The organism is Salimicrobium humidisoli, assembly GCF_002295105.1.
Classification (GTDB): domain Bacteria; phylum Bacillota; class Bacilli; order Bacillales; family Halobacillaceae; genus Salimicrobium; species Salimicrobium humidisoli.
Genome location: NZ_NSGH01000011.1, coordinates 48155 through 63975, shown reverse-complemented (window position 1 = coordinate 63975; position 15821 = coordinate 48155). Strand labels below are relative to the sequence as shown.

General features: G+C 49.1%; 17 protein-coding genes. 12 read left to right on the top strand and 5 right to left on the bottom strand.

Annotated elements, in window-relative coordinates:
* Nucleotides 1–3 precede the first annotated feature (3 nt).
* From CKW00_RS08310 to CKW00_RS08295, 4 genes are read left to right on the top strand one after another with little or no spacing between them, the layout of a single operon-like run.
* A complete protein-coding gene (locus tag CKW00_RS08310) occupies nucleotides 4–555 on the top strand; it encodes a histidine phosphatase family protein (protein ID WP_332889056.1) in 552 nt (183 codons plus the stop codon).
* Complete coding sequence (locus CKW00_RS08305) at nucleotides 546–1448, top strand: alpha/beta hydrolase (RefSeq protein ID WP_233129749.1); 903 nt, start codon at nucleotides 546–548, stop codon at nucleotides 1446–1448. Before CKW00_RS08310 ends, CKW00_RS08305 begins: the two co-directional genes overlap by 10 nt.
* A gap of 1 nt (nucleotide 1449) precedes the next feature.
* The gene (locus CKW00_RS08300; protein ID WP_095822197.1) at nucleotides 1450–1725 is read left to right on the top strand and encodes a hypothetical protein; all 276 of its coding nucleotides are present in this window, start codon (nucleotides 1450–1452) and stop codon (nucleotides 1723–1725) included.
* Nucleotides 1715–2044, top strand: a complete 330-nt coding sequence (locus CKW00_RS08295) for a YrhK family protein (RefSeq protein ID WP_095822196.1) — start codon at nucleotides 1715–1717, stop codon at nucleotides 2042–2044. The genes CKW00_RS08300 and CKW00_RS08295 overlap by 11 nt, the downstream gene beginning before the upstream one ends.
* 60 nt (nucleotides 2045–2104) lie before the next feature.
* Here the strand turns inward: CKW00_RS08295 and ahpF are convergent, their stop codons facing one another.
* Both ahpF and ahpC read right to left on the bottom strand, forming a co-directional pair.
* Nucleotides 2105–3667 carry an alkyl hydroperoxide reductase subunit F gene (ahpF, locus tag CKW00_RS08290; RefSeq protein ID WP_095822195.1) on the bottom strand — a complete coding sequence of 521 codons (1563 nt, stop codon included), beginning with the start codon at nucleotides 3665–3667 and terminating at the stop codon, nucleotides 2105–2107.
* Nucleotides 3668–3682: 15 nt separating this feature from the next.
* On the bottom strand, nucleotides 3683–4249 hold the full coding sequence (gene ahpC, locus CKW00_RS08285) for an alkyl hydroperoxide reductase subunit C (protein ID WP_008588064.1): 567 nt from the start codon (nucleotides 4247–4249) through the stop codon (nucleotides 3683–3685).
* Between the two features lie 330 nt (nucleotides 4250–4579).
* Here ahpC and CKW00_RS08280 point away from each other — a divergent pair, with 330 nt between their 5' ends.
* Nucleotides 4580–6190: an amidohydrolase gene (locus CKW00_RS08280; protein ID WP_095822194.1), complete on the top strand. Its 1611-nt coding sequence runs from the start codon at nucleotides 4580–4582 to the stop codon at nucleotides 6188–6190.
* A 140-nt stretch (nucleotides 6191–6330) separates the two neighbouring features.
* Here CKW00_RS08280 and CKW00_RS08275 read toward each other — a convergent pair whose 3' ends face one another.
* From CKW00_RS08275 to CKW00_RS13715, 3 genes are all read right to left on the bottom strand, one after another.
* Nucleotides 6331–7404 carry a GGDEF domain-containing protein gene (locus tag CKW00_RS08275; protein WP_269845287.1) on the bottom strand — a complete coding sequence of 358 codons (1074 nt, stop codon included), beginning with the start codon at nucleotides 7402–7404 and terminating at the stop codon, nucleotides 6331–6333.
* Between the two features lie 130 nt (nucleotides 7405–7534).
* Complete coding sequence (locus CKW00_RS08270; protein WP_095822193.1) at nucleotides 7535–8536, bottom strand: MFS transporter; 1002 nt, start codon at nucleotides 8534–8536, stop codon at nucleotides 7535–7537.
* A gap of 100 nt (nucleotides 8537–8636) precedes the next feature.
* Nucleotides 8637–8777 (bottom strand): hypothetical protein, encoded by a 141-nt coding sequence (locus CKW00_RS13715; RefSeq protein ID WP_158221297.1) that lies wholly within the window; start codon nucleotides 8775–8777, stop codon nucleotides 8637–8639.
* A 416-nt stretch (nucleotides 8778–9193) separates the two neighbouring features.
* Here CKW00_RS13715 and CKW00_RS08265 point away from each other — a divergent pair, with 416 nt between their 5' ends.
* The 7 genes from CKW00_RS08265 (at nucleotide 9194) to CKW00_RS08235 (ending at nucleotide 15819) form a co-directional block, all read left to right on the top strand.
* Entirely contained in the window at nucleotides 9194–10345 is a 1152-nt protein-coding gene (locus tag CKW00_RS08265; protein WP_095822192.1) for a betaine/proline/choline family ABC transporter ATP-binding protein, read from the top strand.
* Between the two features lie 15 nt (nucleotides 10346–10360).
* Nucleotides 10361–11005 (top strand): ABC transporter permease, encoded by a 645-nt coding sequence (locus tag CKW00_RS08260; protein ID WP_095822191.1) that lies wholly within the window; start codon nucleotides 10361–10363, stop codon nucleotides 11003–11005.
* 67 nt (nucleotides 11006–11072) lie between these two features.
* Nucleotides 11073–11954: an osmoprotectant ABC transporter substrate-binding protein gene (locus CKW00_RS08255; RefSeq protein WP_198951626.1), complete on the top strand. Its 882-nt coding sequence runs from the start codon at nucleotides 11073–11075 to the stop codon at nucleotides 11952–11954.
* Between the two features lies 1 nt (nucleotide 11955).
* Nucleotides 11956–12603, top strand: coding sequence for an ABC transporter permease (locus CKW00_RS08250; protein ID WP_095822189.1), 648 nt, complete (start codon nucleotides 11956–11958; stop codon nucleotides 12601–12603).
* Nucleotides 12604–12646: 43 nt separating this feature from the next.
* On the top strand, nucleotides 12647–14299 hold the full coding sequence (locus CKW00_RS08245; protein ID WP_095822188.1) for a CocE/NonD family hydrolase: 1653 nt from the start codon (nucleotides 12647–12649) through the stop codon (nucleotides 14297–14299).
* A gap of 79 nt (nucleotides 14300–14378) precedes the next feature.
* Nucleotides 14379–14936, top strand: a complete 558-nt coding sequence (locus CKW00_RS08240) for a GbsR/MarR family transcriptional regulator (protein WP_095822187.1) — start codon at nucleotides 14379–14381, stop codon at nucleotides 14934–14936.
* A complete protein-coding gene (locus tag CKW00_RS08235; RefSeq protein WP_095822186.1) occupies nucleotides 14926–15819 on the top strand; it encodes a BKACE family enzyme in 894 nt (297 codons plus the stop codon). Before CKW00_RS08240 ends, CKW00_RS08235 begins: the two co-directional genes overlap by 11 nt.
* The last annotated feature ends 2 nt before the right edge of the window (nucleotides 15820–15821 follow it).

Genomic DNA, 15821 nt, shown 5'->3' with positions numbered 1-15821 from the left:
TTGTTGACTAACTTGTATTTCGTCAGACATGCTCACTCTGTGTACACTCCGGACGAGCGTGGGAGACCATTGTCCGACAGAGGACTTACGGACGCAGCTATTGTTACAGAACTGCTTAAGAAAGAGAGCATCAGCCGAGTGGTTTCAAGTCCCTATAAACGTGCTTTCCAAACAGTCGAAGGAATAGCCGGGCATATAAATAAAGACGTTGAAGTAATAGAGAATTTGAAGGAGCGTCTTTTGGCAGGACAACCCATGGAGGATTTTACAGCCGCTATTACAAAAGTGTGGGAAGACTTCGATTTTTCATGGAAAGGCGGGGAGTCGAATAGAGTGGCTCAACAGAGAGGGGTGGATGCAGTTTCACAACTGCTGAAAGATAGTCCCGCTGAAAATATAGTGATAGGCACGCATGGCAACCTTATGGCTCTGATCATCAATTATTTCGATGCTGATTGTGGTTTTGCATTTTGGAAGGAGCTTGCAATGCCTGATATTTATAAGCTCTCGTTCGAGGGAGAGAAGTTTATACACATGAAAAGGTTATGGTCGTAACGGTTTGCATCGGGGAGGTGAGTATCATAGTCAACCATACTTATGAATACTTTGCAGAAAAAGTCGGGGAAGGGGAACCGGTTATTTTTCTTCCTGCCGGAGGATTTTCCGGAAATGAAGGGTTGAATATAGCCGAATACATACAAGATAAGTTTGAAACCCATATGATCGATTTGCCGGGAATCGGCAGGAGCAGCGGCATCAGTGGAAAAGTGACACCCATTGTACTGGCGGACTGGGTAAAGGAATACATGGACCGGAGGAAAATGAAGAAAGCAGTGGTGAGCGGGCACTCATTAGGCGGGGCTGTCGCTCTGGCTTTCGCCAGACACTATCCAGAGCGGGTACGTACGCTGGTTTTATTGGACCAGGGGCATAAACCTTTCCCGAAAGTGCCGACTTCGGAATTCGGAATTTTCGCTTACGCTTTTCCGTTACTGAATTTGGGAGTGAAGCTATTCGGAGAACGTCTGTTAAAAAGACTGGCAACGTTTTTTAAAGGGAGTGGAGATGGTGATTTTGATAGGCAAGTCGCCGATTTTTGTGCACATGTAAGTATAGAAGAAACTCGGTACGTGCGTACGGCTTTACGATCTCAAACCGAGTTTTCCGCCCGGGGACTGAATCTGATGTTCGGGTACTACAACCTCGATATCCCCGGTCTCCTGAAGAAGATTACTGTGCCCACCCACGTATACTATGCAACATTCACCGATCTGGATGATAAAGAACAGAGAAAAACAGAACGTTATTTAAAAAAGCTTCGGAAGCGTCATCTTCCCGTGACCTGGCACGCTGTCGAAGGCGGGCATTTTGTGCACTGGAATGAGGATTTTTCCTTAAAAAGTGTGAAGGAAGTTTTAACGTTTCACCAGGAAGAAAGGGAGAAATAGTATGAGTATGTCGTTTATTTTTTCTATCATTATGACAGCAGGTCTTATCATTTCCATAATCATTCTCGTCAAAAAAAGAAAAGAGGCGGGGGCCACCGGGATTAAAAGCGCACTGACTTCCATTTGCTTCTATCTTGTAGCCGTGACGAATCTTGTTGCCTACTCGTTTGACATGCAGGGACTCGTATCCTGGCCTCTTACTGTTATTTTACTAATCGCAGGTGCCTATTTTACAAAATACCTTCCGGAAAGAAAGGAGCGGAACTATGGCCGTTGACACAACGGAACAGAACAACCGTAATGAGGAGAACTCTTCCAGAGAAACGTATATCAATGAACAGATGCAGAAACATTCCCCGTTTTTCAGAAAAATATACCACACTCTATATACGATCAACGATTTTCTGCTGGGGCTGTGGTTTTTCCTCGGGAGTGTCTGTTTTTATTTTGAGGAAACGTGGCGAATGATAGGGGTGACTCTATTCGTACTGGGAAGTTTTCAATTTCTTCTCCGTCCTTCGATCCGCCTCGTTCATGAATTCCACGCACGACGTCATTACGGGGAAGAATACGATAAGCAGCAGAGCGGTCAGTAGCTCTCTTCTGCCATAACAAAAGCCGCCTTACCATATTGGTAAAGCGGCTCTTTTGATGCTTTATGAGGTGACTGCTTCGCTTTCGGCAGGAGCCGTGTTGCGAATCAGATAGTCGAAGGCGCCGAGGGCAGCTGTTGCACCCTGACCCATGGAAATGATGATCTGCTTATAGGCACTGTTTGTACAGTCACCTGCCGCAAAAATTCCTGGTACGTTCGTTGCACCTTTCTTGTCGACTACGATTTCACCGGTTTTCGTACGCTCAATGGTATCATCGAGCCATTCGGTGTTCGGTACGAGACCGATTTGGACGAAGACGCCTTCGAGTTCCAGATGGCGTTCTTCCCCGCTTACGCGGTCTGTATAAGTCAGGCCGTTCACTGTCTCGTCTCCTGTAATTTCCGTCGTCTGTGCGTTTGTAATAAACGTTACGTTCGGAAGACTGTGAAGACGATCCAGCAGTACGGAGTCCGCTTTCGATGCGGAAGAGAACTCAAGGACCGTGACGTGTTTCACTACGCCTGCAAGGTCGATGGCTGCCTCCACACCGGAGTTGCCGCCGCCGATGACCGCAATGTCTTTTCCTTCGAACATTGGTCCGTCACAGTGCGGGCAATAGGCGACTCCTTTATTCCTGAATTCCTGTTCGCCGGGAACGCCTATATTACGCCAGCGGGCACCTGTGGAGAGAATGGCTGTTTTACTTTGCAGAACAGCTCCATTTTCCAGTTCCACTTCGATGTGGTTATCTTTACGTTCAATATTCGCAGCTTTCACCTGATTCATCACGTCCACGTTGTATCCTCCGACGTGTTCGTGAAGATTGGAGGAAAGCTTCGGTCCGTCTGTTTCCTGGACGCTGATAAAGTTTTCGATAGCGTTCGTATCGAGAACCTGGCCGCCGACACGGTCGGTAAGCAGTCCTGTACGGATGCCTTTACGTGCAGCATAGATAGCGGCACTTCCGCCGGCCGGGCCTCCGCCTACGACGAGGACATCAAACGGATCTTTCCCTTCGAATTCAGAGGAGTCGGGACCGCTTCCGAGAGCAGAAAGGATCTCTTCAAGCTCCATGCGGCCGCCGCCCCACTCTTCGTTGTTAAGGAAGACGGTCGGTACGCCCATGATGTTCTTGCTGTCGACTTCATCCTTGAAAGCGCCACCTTCGATCATGGTGTGGGAAATACGCGGGTTGACCACGCTCATGATGTTCAAGGCCTGAACGACGACAGGACAGTTGTTACAGCTTAGGCTGACGTACGTTTCGAAATGATAGTCTTCATCAATCGCTTTGATGCGATCGATCACGCTCTGTTCCACTTTCGGAGGACGACCGCTCACCTGAACGAGCGCCATAACGAGAGACGTGAACTCGTGTCCGAGAGGAACCCCGGCGAATGTGATGCCGGTCTCTTCGTCTGGACGATTGACACTGAAACTTGGCGTGCGCTTCAGCTCTGTTTTTTCCACGTTTATGCGGGAAGACATGGTGGACAGTTCATCCACCAGTTCCAGCATTTCTTTGGATACGTCATCCGAGCCTGCGCTCACTTTCAGGACGATGTCGCCTTCAAGCAGCTGAAGATATTGTTCAAGCTGTGCTTTAATATCTTTGTCTAGCATATTTTATCCTACTCCTTAGATTTTACCTACAAGATCAAGGCTTGGTTTAAGCGTTTCTTCGCCTTCTTCCCATTTGGCCGGGCAAACTTCACCAGGGTTTTTACGAACGTACTGGGCAGCTTTCACTTTATCGATAAGCGTGCTTGCGTCACGTCCGATACCGTCTGCGTTGATTTCGGCAGCCTGTACGACACCGTCAGGGTCGATGATGAATGTACCGCGGTCCGCTACACCTTTTTCTTCGATAAGAACGTCGAAGTTGCGGGAGATTTCGTGGGAAGGGTCCCCGATCATTGTATAGGTGATTTTATTGATGGCTTCCGAGTGATCGTGCCATGCTTTGTGAACGAAGTGAGTATCCGTGGATACGGAGTATACTTCAACCCCAAGCTCCTGAAGTTTAGCGTACTGATTCTGCAGGTCTTCGAGTTCTGTCGGACATACGAACGAAAAGTCCGCAGGATAGAAGCAGACGATGCTCCATTTACCTTTCAGATCCTCATCTGTGACCTCGATAAAATCATCGCCTTCTCTGAAAGCTTGTGCGCTGAATGGTGCTATTTCTTTTCCGATTAAAGACATTTAATATCCTCCTAAATAGTAATAGTAAAGGTCATACCATATCCATCTTACATATTGTCCTGTGTAATGTCACATGAAACGCACGGGAAAATTTTAGACAAATTTGTGACCGGATTTTCACTGCTGAAACTGACCTGACTCTTCCTGTTATAAGACTGTGCACCAGTGAGTTCCGGGGCCCGTTTATGTGAATTGATTCCCTATTGGAATGTAAACATTTTTATGCAGTGCCTTTCAAATGTTACGATAGGTTTTTCTTTGGATAGGAAAAAAATGGTTCGTGCGTACATAATGTAATCAGAAATCAATTTAATGAAGGGAGTAATTACCATGCAGACAATCTACTACGGCGGGGACATTCTCACAATGGAAAGAGAGGAAGTCCCCGTAGAAGCCATTCTGGTGAAAGACGGTGTTATTAAGAAGAAGGGGAATCTGCAGGAGGTGGAAGCGGCAGCCGAAACAAAGGGCACAGAACAAGTGAACCTGAACGGGAGAACGCTTATGCCTTCTTTTATCGATCCTCACAGTCACTTCCCCTTCGTAGGACCGGTGTCCCGTATGGCGGACTTGAGCGGGTGCGGGAGTTTCGATGAGATTGCAGACGTTCTGCACGAGTATCTGGAACAAAAAGAGTTTGAACAAAACGAGGTGGTCATCGGATTCGGGTACGATCATACGATGCTGAAAGAACAGCGCCATCCTGTAAAAGAGGTGCTGAACGAAATAACGGATCGCCCTCTCTTCGTTTTCCATGCTTCTGCCCATATGGGATGTGCTAATGATGCTCTGCTGGACATGGCGGGTATCGACTCCCGTACGGAAGAAGTGGAAGGCGGAACGATAGGGAGAATGACAGGCAGTACGGAACCGGACGGCTATCTGGAAGAAACGTGTCTGACACTCGTCCAGCAGTACATAGCAGGCGGATCGGAACATGAATACTTGAAGTTACTGGAAGAAGGTCAGGAAGTATACGTACAGAATGGAATAACGACTGTCCAGGATGGAGCGGCCTCCGTGCTGACGGTGGAACTGTGCAAAGCCCTGGCCGACCAGGGGAAGCTGAACATCGACGTTATATCGTATCCGCTGGTCGATAATGATCCGGGTAAAATATTTGAAGCGAATGCGTCTTACGTAAAGCAGTATCATAACAGATTCAGGCTCGGAGGATATAAAATGCTGCTGGACGGAACTCCTCAGGGAAAAACGGCGTGGCTCACCGAACCTTACGAAGGAGACGAGGAATACAGAGGGACGTCCTGGTACAAAGACGACCAGGTGAAAAAAGTGACGGACGAGGCTGTTCGGAATAATATTCAACTATTGACCCACTGCAACGGAGATGCTGCCGCGGATCAGCTGCTAAGAAATTATAAGAAATCCATGGAAGAATCACCGCAGTCCGGTAAGGAAGAGCCGCGCCCGGTTATGATTCACTGCCAGACAGTCCGTGATGACCAGCTGGATGTAATGAAGGAAATACAGATGATTCCTTCTATATTCGTCGATCACACGTATTACTGGGGAGATGTCCACTTGAAAAATCTCGGAGAAGCACGGGGGAGCAGGATCAGCCCTGCCAAATCCGCTATAGACAAGGGGCTCCCGGTCAATCTGCATCAGGATTCTCCGGTAATCAGACCGGACATGCTCCAGACGATCTGGAGTGCGGTGAACCGGCAGACAAGAGGAGGAGTGTCGATCGGTCCGGACCAGCGGATCAGTGTGAAAGAAGCTCTTCAGGCAGTCACGATTCATGCAGCCTATCAGTACGGGGAGGAAGACGCAAAAGGTAGTATCAAAGAAGGGAAGTGGGCGGATCTGGTTATCCTTGACCGTAATCCGTTGGAGATAGATCCCATGAAGTTAAGAGATATTCAGGTGGAAGAAACTATCAAGGAAGGAGAAACGCTCTATAAAAAACAGAAAAACTGAACATACAGTAACCTGTTTCGTTAGTTTGAATTTGTTTCTCATAAATGTAGAGGGACTATTCACGTTAAAACTCGGTTGCAAAAGCCTGCTGTATTAAAAAAGAGGGAGGTCCTTTTTAAATCGGAAGGACCTCCCTCTTTTTATGCTACGCATACTTTGTTTCTTCCCGTCCGTTTCGCTTCGTAAAGCGCCTCATCTGCATCATTAAGAAGAGCTTCCGGAGATTTGGTCGTCTCTCTGTAACAGGCGACACCGATAGAGACTGTTACACCGATTGTTTCTCCGGTAGTCAGTAAAAAGGAATGGTTCTCGACGCTTTCGCGGATTCTTTCTCCTATTTGTACGGCACGGTCGGTAGGACAGTCGAGAAGAATTACTGTGAATTCCTCTCCACCGTTCCGGCTTACGATATCAAAAGAGCGTACTGCATTCGTCAAAAGATTACCAAGTTCTATTAACACTTCATCTCCTTCTTTATGACCGTACGTGTCATTAATGCTTTTGAAATGGTCGATATCAATGAAAAGAAAAGAAAGTCTTTCGTCTTTCTTTCTTGCCTCCTCACTCACCGAATTGAAGATCTGGTCAAATTTTCTGACGTTGTTCAGCCCGGTCAATGCATCGGTAGTGGATTCGGTTTTTAACTGAAGCATCATTTTCTGGTTTTCCCGTACATACTCGATTACATAGAAAGAACTGAACCCTGCTATATAGGAAATGACCCAATAGGAAGGAATCATGACGAGAAGAATACCCGTATCACTGATCAGATAAAGTATCAATATTGTAAAAAGTATATTGGAAGCGGTAAGAGAAAAGAATATCTTAGCCCTTTTTCCTCCTTTAAGTTTTCTTGCAGTAAGTGCAGCGAGAGCGATAAGCACGATGAAAATGATCGCCAGCAGGGACGATTCACCGAAACTGATGAAGAAGCGGCCGATTATAATGAACGATGCGGCTACAAGACTCGGAATACTACCCCCGTAGTATGTAACGAGAACGAGAGGGATATGCCTCAGGTCGATGATAGTCTGATCGAAATGCATGCTGTACTGCATTAAAATATTACTCAATACTCCTGCGAGTGCCCCGGCAATAACTTTTTTTCTTAACGAAGAGGAGGTTCTTAGCGAGGAATCGTTGGTAAGCTGGGAGTAGATGAACAGGCAGGTTATCAAAATGGCCAGATTAGATGTTAACTCTTTTAAAATCATACAGTCACCCCATGTTTCTGAAGCTGAATTATGAAGCAGATACAGTTTATAGTATACCATTTTCACAAATTTGGAAATCCGTATTAAAAGAAAGCTCCCGCACATTCTGATGCGGGAGCTTTCTGCTTTCCTAAGTGCGGTCCTGCAGGGTTTCTTTCATTTTTACCCAGACGATGATACCGGACAAAAGCGGAAGGAACGCGACGAGACCGATGGCCCGGGTAACGCTTAAAAGATCCGCGATAATACCTGCAATCAGAGCTCCGAAAGCGTAGCCGCTGTCTCTGAAGAAACGATAGATGCCCATGGATGTCGCCCGCCATTCGGGGTGAGCGACGTCGCTGATGGAAGCGAGGATCGTCGGGTAAACCATGGCGGTCCCGGTCTGTGCGACACTCAATCCTCCGGTCGTAAGGAAGATGGGGAACAGCCCCCACGCTATCCCGTCTTTTAAGTTGGTCGTCAGCCCGGCGAAGCTTCCGCTTGCGAGGTCGGGGTTTTTCCAGGAGGTACGTTTAAAAATCTCCCACCCGGACACACGCTCCACATCCTCCTGTTCGTTGGCCTGGGTTTTTACGTGTTCTTCCGTATTCCGTACGGCAAGAGAAAGAAGGAACCCGAGGACGACGAGTACAATTCCTATATAAAAAGGTTCCGGGCTGAGGGAGTAAGTGGAAGCCACGTACCCGGAAACCGAGGCCATAACTGCAAGTCCGAGGTAGCCTGCGAATTCATTGAAACCGACGGCAAGTCCCCGCTCTGTCGACTTTGCGAGGTCCACTTTCATATTGACCGTCATCGACCAGGTGAGCCCCTGGTTAACACCGAGAAAGATGTTTGCGACGATGATCACCCACCAGGCGTGGGCGAAGATGACCATAATCGGTACGAATAAACCGATGCCCCAGCCGGCCAGAAGGACCTTTTTCCGGCCGGCACGATCCGCCAGGTTGCCTGCGAATAAATTAACGAGCGCTTTCGAGAAACCGAAGCTGACGATGAAAGAAAGCGCAGCGCTGGTCGACAGCAGTCCGAAACGCTCTTCTCCTATCATCGGAAGTACGGTCCTTTCCAGACCGACCATAGACCCGACGAACAGGTTAATGATTACGAGCATTACAAATTGAACCATGTTTTCCCTGATTCCTACCTGAACTTTTTACACGCTTCTTCTCTCCTTTTCAAAACTGCATCGGAGTCCAAATATCTATATTCGTGTATGAAGATTTCCTTTACGAACGGCCGGATTCTGCTGCGGCCCGGCAATAAGCCACCACTTTCCTGTCGACCTCTTCTGATTTCGTAATGAAGTCTTCACGCAAAAGAATGATATCAGTAGTCCGGTCTGCGTCTAAGGATTTTATGGAGAACAAATCGACTGCCTCCGGGCTTGTCGATATTTACTGAACCGGGAGAGCTTGTAATAAATGATATCTTTGAAAGTTCTGATACCCAACCCGTACACCCTTTTTATTATATTTCATTCAACTAATCGATTAAATCTTATCATCGGCGAAAGTGAAATGTGAAGGATTATACAGCCCAAAGGATAAAAGAAGAAAGTGTGTTTAACCCCGGCAGCATCATGAGGATGCCTTCAATAAAATTTAGCAACCACCAGATAAGTCATTATAACGAAGGAATTGTACGATATACTTACGTAAACTTTATGCAATTTAAATTGTATAGAAATTTAAAAGTTTACAAGGTTATTTGGAAGTTTGTTTATCAGCTGCCGGCGTTTATACTTTCACACAGATTGAAAGAGAAAAATTTGGAGGTGGCGAGTTTGTTGCAATTTGAACGTGTAATGAAGAAGTATGCTGACGGGACGCCTGCTGTCAGTAATCTTAATTTGAACATTGAGGAAGGGGAGTTCGTCTGTTTCATCGGGCCGAGTGGTTGCGGAAAGACTACGACGATGAAGATGGTCAACAGACTGATTGATATTACCGAAGGCACGATTTACATAAACGGTAAAGATATAAAGTCCCAGAACGCTGTGGAACTGAGACGTTCCATCGGATATGTCATCCAGCAGGTAGGGCTGATGCCGCATATGACGATCAAGGAAAATATTTCTCTTGTAGGAACGCTGCTGAAGTGGCCTTCCGACCGTAAAGAGAAACGCGCTAAAGAACTTCTGGCACTCGTCGACATGCCGGAGGAGTACCTGGATAAGTATCCTCACGAGTTAAGCGGCGGGCAGCAGCAGAGGATCGGTGTCCTTCGTGCTCTTGCAGCCAATCCACCGTTGATTTTGATGGATGAACCTTTCGGAGCGCTGGACCCGATTACGCGTGACTCCCTGCAGGAAGAGTTCAAAAAACTTCAGAAGGAACTGAATAAGACGATCGTATTCGTCACTCACGACATGGACGAAGCTCTGAAACTCGGAGATCGGATAGTCATTATGAAAGACGGGGAAGTGGTGCAGGCAGATACCCCGGAAGAGATTCTGCGCAACCCGGCCAATGAGTTCGTGGAAACGTTCCTCGGTAAAGATCGTCTCATCCAGGCACGACCGGACGTCACGACGGTGGGTCAGATCATGGATACGGATCCGATTACGGTGACTTGCGGTACCAGCCTCAAGGACGCTATCGCAACGATGCGCGAACGCCACGTCGATACCCTGCTTGTCGTCGATTGTGACGGTACGCTTCGGGGATTCCTTGATGTGGAGGCGATCAACCTCAATTATAAAAAAGCTTCTTACGTGGAGGATGTTATGGAAACGGACCTGTTTTCCGTGTCCGAAGACAGCCTGCTGAAGGACACGACGCGTAAGATTCTGCGTCGCGGTGCCAAATACGTCCCCGTTACCGATGGGAATCATCACCTTACCGGAATCGTTACCCGGGCCACGATGGCGAATATAGTATACGACACCATCTGGGGAGAAGGTCAGGAGCTTGATAGTCTGACTGTTACTACATGATAGGGGGAGGAAATGATGCAGACATTTTTTACTGAACACGGAACAGAATTACTCGTGAAGACGTGGGAACACTTATATATATCGTTCACCGCGGTCGTGCTCGGGGTACTGGTCGCCATTCCGCTGGGGATTCTTTTCTCGAGGATGCCTAAGTTTGCGGATAAATTCATCTCGGTGATTGGGGTTTTGCAGACGATTCCGAGTCTCGCCATACTGGCGTTTTTCATTCCGCTCGTAGGTATCGGGAAAGTGCCGGCAATCATTGCTTTGTTCGTATATTCACTGCTGCCGATTTTGCGTAACACATACATCGGACTTCGTGATGTCGACAAAAACGTACTCGAAGCCGGATCCGGCATGGGTATGAGTAACTGGCAGTCCATCATGAAAGTGGAACTGCCGCTGGCGGTACCCGTTATTCTGGCGGGCGTGCGACTGTCCACTGTCTATCTTATCGGCTGGGCTACGCTGGCAGCTTTCATCGGCGGTGGCGGTCTCGGTGACTTCATCTTTGACGGCCTGAACCTGTATCAGCCTGTGCTGATTGTCGCCGGTACCGTTCCGGCTACGATCCTGGCCATTATCGCCGATCGCGGACTGGCTTTTGCAGAAGGAAAATTGACTTCGGATGGACTGAAAGACTCGTATAAAGCTGCTTAAATTTTGGAGGTGAGTGCACGTGAAGGAGAAAACGACCAAACTGCTGCTGATTGCAGTTGTTCTGGTAATGCTTACGGGCTGTACGCTGCCCGGGCTTGCCAGCGGAGGGAAAGACACGATTAAAATCAGCTCGCTGGCTACGTCGGAATCAGAAATTCTGGCGGAGATGCTGTCGATTATGATTGAACGCAATACGGAGGCGGGAACGGAGCTTGTCAGTAAACTGGGCTCCTCCATCGTCCAGCACCAGGGAATGGAACGCGGGGACATCGATATTTCTGCCACCCGTTATACGGGGACGGACATCGCCGGTGCCCTGGGTATGGACCCCATCAAAGATCCGGAGAAAGCACTGAAAACGGTGAAGGAAAAATTCCCGGAACGTTTCGATCAGACGTGGGCTCCGAGCTATGGATTTGAAAACAGCTATTCTGTTGCTGTGACGAAAGAGTTTGCGGAAGAAAATAATATAGAAAATGTCTCGGACCTCGAGCCGTATGCCGATGAACTGCGCTTCGGGGTGGATAACGCCTGGGTCAACCGTAAAGGGGACGGGTATGACGGTTTTCAGGAAACCTATTTTTCCTTCGGAGATGTATTTCCGATGGACACGGGTCTCGTGTATGAAGCCGCTGCAAGCGGGCATATGGACGTCGTGCTGGCTTATTCCTCGGATGGGCGCATCAAGGATTTCGATTTGAAAGTGCTCGAGGACAACGAACAGTTCTTCCCGCCTTATGACGCTTCCCCGGTAATTGCGAACGACACACTGGAGAAGTATCCGGAGATAAAGACCATCACGGAAAAACTGGCCGGACAGATTACTACGGAAAAAATGCAGGAACTCAACTTTAACGCGGCCGTCCAACACGTGAACCCGAGAAAAGTTGCCCGTCAGTTCCTCGAAAACAACAATTACTTTGAAGATGCAGCAAAGGAGGAGAACTGATATGGAAACGATTGTTGAATTCATCGATTATACCCTGCAGAACAGTGGATATATCTGGACCCAGTTTTATCGTCACTTTCTGATGGCGGCCTACGGTGTTCTGTTTGCGGCAATTTTCTCCATCCCTCTTGGCATTCTGATTGCCAGGTACGGCCGGCTCAGCAGCTGGGTACTGGCCGTCGGCAGTATGATCCAGACCATTCCGGCACTCGGGGCTATGGCGGTTCTCATGATTTTTATGGGACTTGGAACTAACACTGCGATCGTAACGCTGATGCTTTATTCTATTCTGCCGATTACCCAGAATACATATGTCGGTATTAAAGATGTCGATCAGACAGTCATCGAGGCCGGATATGCTTCCGGTATGACCCGTTTTCAGCTGCTGCGGATGGTCGAACTGCCACTGGCGATCAGTGTGATTATGGCCGGTCTCCGGACGGCTCTCGTCATCGGTATCGGAATTGCAGCTATCGGAGCTTTCGTAGGCGCCGGGGGCCTCGGAGCCATCATCCTTACAGGAACCAACGCCACCAACGGCACTGCGATCATTCTCGCCGGGGCTGTCCCGACAGCTGTCATGGCCATCGTCGCCGACCTGGTTCTCGGAGGAATCGAGCGGAAACTTCAGCCGGCTAATAACAACTGATCCCGGAAGTTTGAACGAAAACAGCAGTGGGAGGAGGCGGACGATGATTATTGAGAAGAACGCAGCGTGCACGCTTTCGGACGGAGAAGTACTTCGGGCCGATGTTTACCGGCCTGACGATGAGGAGCAGCACCCCGTATTAATGATGCGTCTTCCCTATGACAAAGAGACGCCGAGATATTTCGAAGAATATTTGTCTGTACCCCGAATGGTGGAGGCCGGGTATGTCGTGATTCTGCAGGATGTCCGCGGCCGATTCGCCTCCGGCGGAGAGTTCTATCCGTTCGTCCATGAAGGGAAGGACGGGTATGATGCGGTGGAATGGGCGGCGCGCCTCCCTTTCTCCGATGGCCGGGTGGGCATGTTCGGGATGTCTTATCACGGTTATACGCAACTGGCGGCGGCTTCCGGGCATCCTCCATCCTTGCGGGCGATAGCCCCCGTCATGACGATGGCTGACCCTTGGGAGGGACTTCTGAATGATTCGGATACAGTTTCCGCGACCGGAAAATTCGAGACCTGGGTGCTCGGTTCAATGATAGAGGACCATCTGAGACGGAAAGGTACACTGGATGAAGAAAAACTTCGGCATTATCTCGAGAACCTGCCGGATTATCTGTATGACTCCCCTGCTGAAACATGGGGACCTGTGCAGGATCTTGATCCGGACTCGTATTTTTTTGAAGTAATGCAGCGCCGTGTCCCGTCTGCGATAGTAAAAGAAGCTGACCTGCGACAGGCTCTGCAGTCGGCTACGGTACCCGCTCTATTCATGGGCGGCTGGTATGACGCCCTTCTCCCGTCGACTCTTTCGGCTTATCAGGCCTATAACGGAGAAAAATCGCTCTGGATCGGACCCTGGACGCATGAAGAGATGACGGGAAGGGCCGGCGAAGTCTTTTTTGAAGGAGCGGAGAAACAAATCGGGACTGAGCGTATTGAGGATACGACAGAGCTGCATATTGAATGGTTCGATCACTGGCTGAAATCAAAGCCGGTTCGAGCAAAAGAAAAAGTGAACCTGTACGTCACTGGGAGCGACAAGTGGCAATCCTTTCCGTCCATGCCGCATGGCAGGGAGGCAGAAACATTTTTTCTGAAAGGGTCTCACGAACTGTCAGCGGCTGAAGGGGGAGGCGGACTTGGTAAGGAGAAAGATCAGCAACACCTTCCTCACCATATGCTTCTGGACCCCGGGGCTCCCGTCCCCACTTACGGAGGGAGTGCTCTCGTTGCCGGCAACGAGTCCGGAATGTTCGATATCTCCGGATTGCAGACGCGGCCGGACGTTCTCGTTTATACGAGCGAACCTCTCAAAGAGAAAAAGCTTATTATGGGAGAAGTCAAAGCGCGACTGTGGGGAGAAGCACCTTCCGAATTATTCGATGTGTTCATCCGGCTGTCCGAAGTGGATGAGTCAGGGCGGGCCTGGAATATCACCGAGACGTATCACCGGGAGCGCGTCGTACCACATGAACCGGCCGAAATGAATCTGAGCGTCGGGGTCACAGCTCATGAGGTGAAGGCGGGGCACCGGTTACGGATCGACCTGTCGGCTTCGAACGCCCCTCATTACGACGTGAATCTGAATAACGGTCAGACGACAAGGACCGCCGCGCACGGGGAAAAGGCGACCGAGTTCATATATAGCGGGCCGGAAAGAGCTTCAGCCATCTATTTGCCTGTTGAACGTTAAACAGGTACCGGCTTCTGTTTGGAAACGGCACCGGCTGTGGTATTGTTCAGTTAACACAGGTGAAAAGGGTGGATGGAAAATGGAGAACGAGAATAAAAAAATAGAGGAAATAAGAACACAGTTCGTGGAAAAGATAGCTGATAATATGAATGCTTTCGGTGCCCCGACAAGTCTTGGCCGCGTTCTTGGAATTATCTATATGAATCACGAACCGATGACCCTCGATGAACTGTCGGCGGAAATGGGGATGAGCAAGACGAGGATGAGTCAGGTAGTCCGCGAGATGATAGATATGAACATTGCGGAACGGGTCTTCCAGAAAGGGGTACGCAAAGATTTGTATCAGGTCGAAGAAGACTACTATGAAACGTTCATTTCGATTTTCACCTCGACCTGGCAGAAGGCCAGCACCCGAAGCCGTCATTTTGAGGAACGGATCAACAAGAAGATAGAAGAAATACGGCAGCAGTCCGACCTGACGGAAGATGACGAAAAAGCAATCAATGAGTTATTGGAAGAACTTCATCGATGGACCGAATATTATGACTGGATCCGTCGTGTTACCCACTTTTTCGAAAGTGGTGAAATATTTAAACATGTACCAAAAACAACAGGAGGCGATGTAAATGAGTCGTAAAGTTATGATGTCGTGTGCACTGACAGGAGCAGGAGATACTACCGGAAAAAACCCGGACGTACCCGTAACACCGAAAGAAATTGCGGATTCGGCGATTAAGGCGGCGAAAGCAGGGGCCACTATAGCCCATATTCACGTGCGTGATCCGAAAACGGGAGCTCTCAGTCATGATGTGGAGCTGTTCCGCGAAACGGTGGAACGTATCCGTGAATCGGAAACGGATATCATCATCAACCTCACTTCCGGCGGCGGCGGTGACTGGGTACCGAGTGATGCAGATCCGACCCGCGGTGGAGAAGGGACGGACATGCAGACGCCGGAAGAACGTCATGAACCGATCGGTAAACTTCTTCCGGAAATGTGCACCCTGGACTGCGGAAGTACCAACTTCGGAAACATGCTGTACGTCGGTCCGACAGACTGGCTGCGCCGTCAGGCCAAACTCGTACAGGAGAGCGGTGTGAAACCTGAGCTTGAATGTTTCGACACCGGCCACGTGCGCTTTGCCAACCAGCTGATCAAGGAAGGGCTTATTGACGGAGATCCTCTGTTTCAATTTTGCCTCGGGATCCCGTGGGGTGCAGAAGCCGATGCGGAAACGCTCGCTTACATGAAGAGCCGCGTACCGGAGAACAGCCGTTGGGCTTCCTTTGGTATCGGCCGGATGCAGATGCCGATGGTCGCGGAGTCTGTATTGCAGGGAGGACACATCCGTGTGGGCCTTGAGGATAATCTCTATCTGAAAAAAGGTCAGCTTGCGACGAATGAGCAGCTTGTCGATAAAGCAGCGGGAATCGTGGAAACGCTTGGTGCTGATCTGATGACACCGGCGGAAGCCCGTAAGGAACTTAATCTGCTCGATCCATACGCAAAGAGGGGGTAATA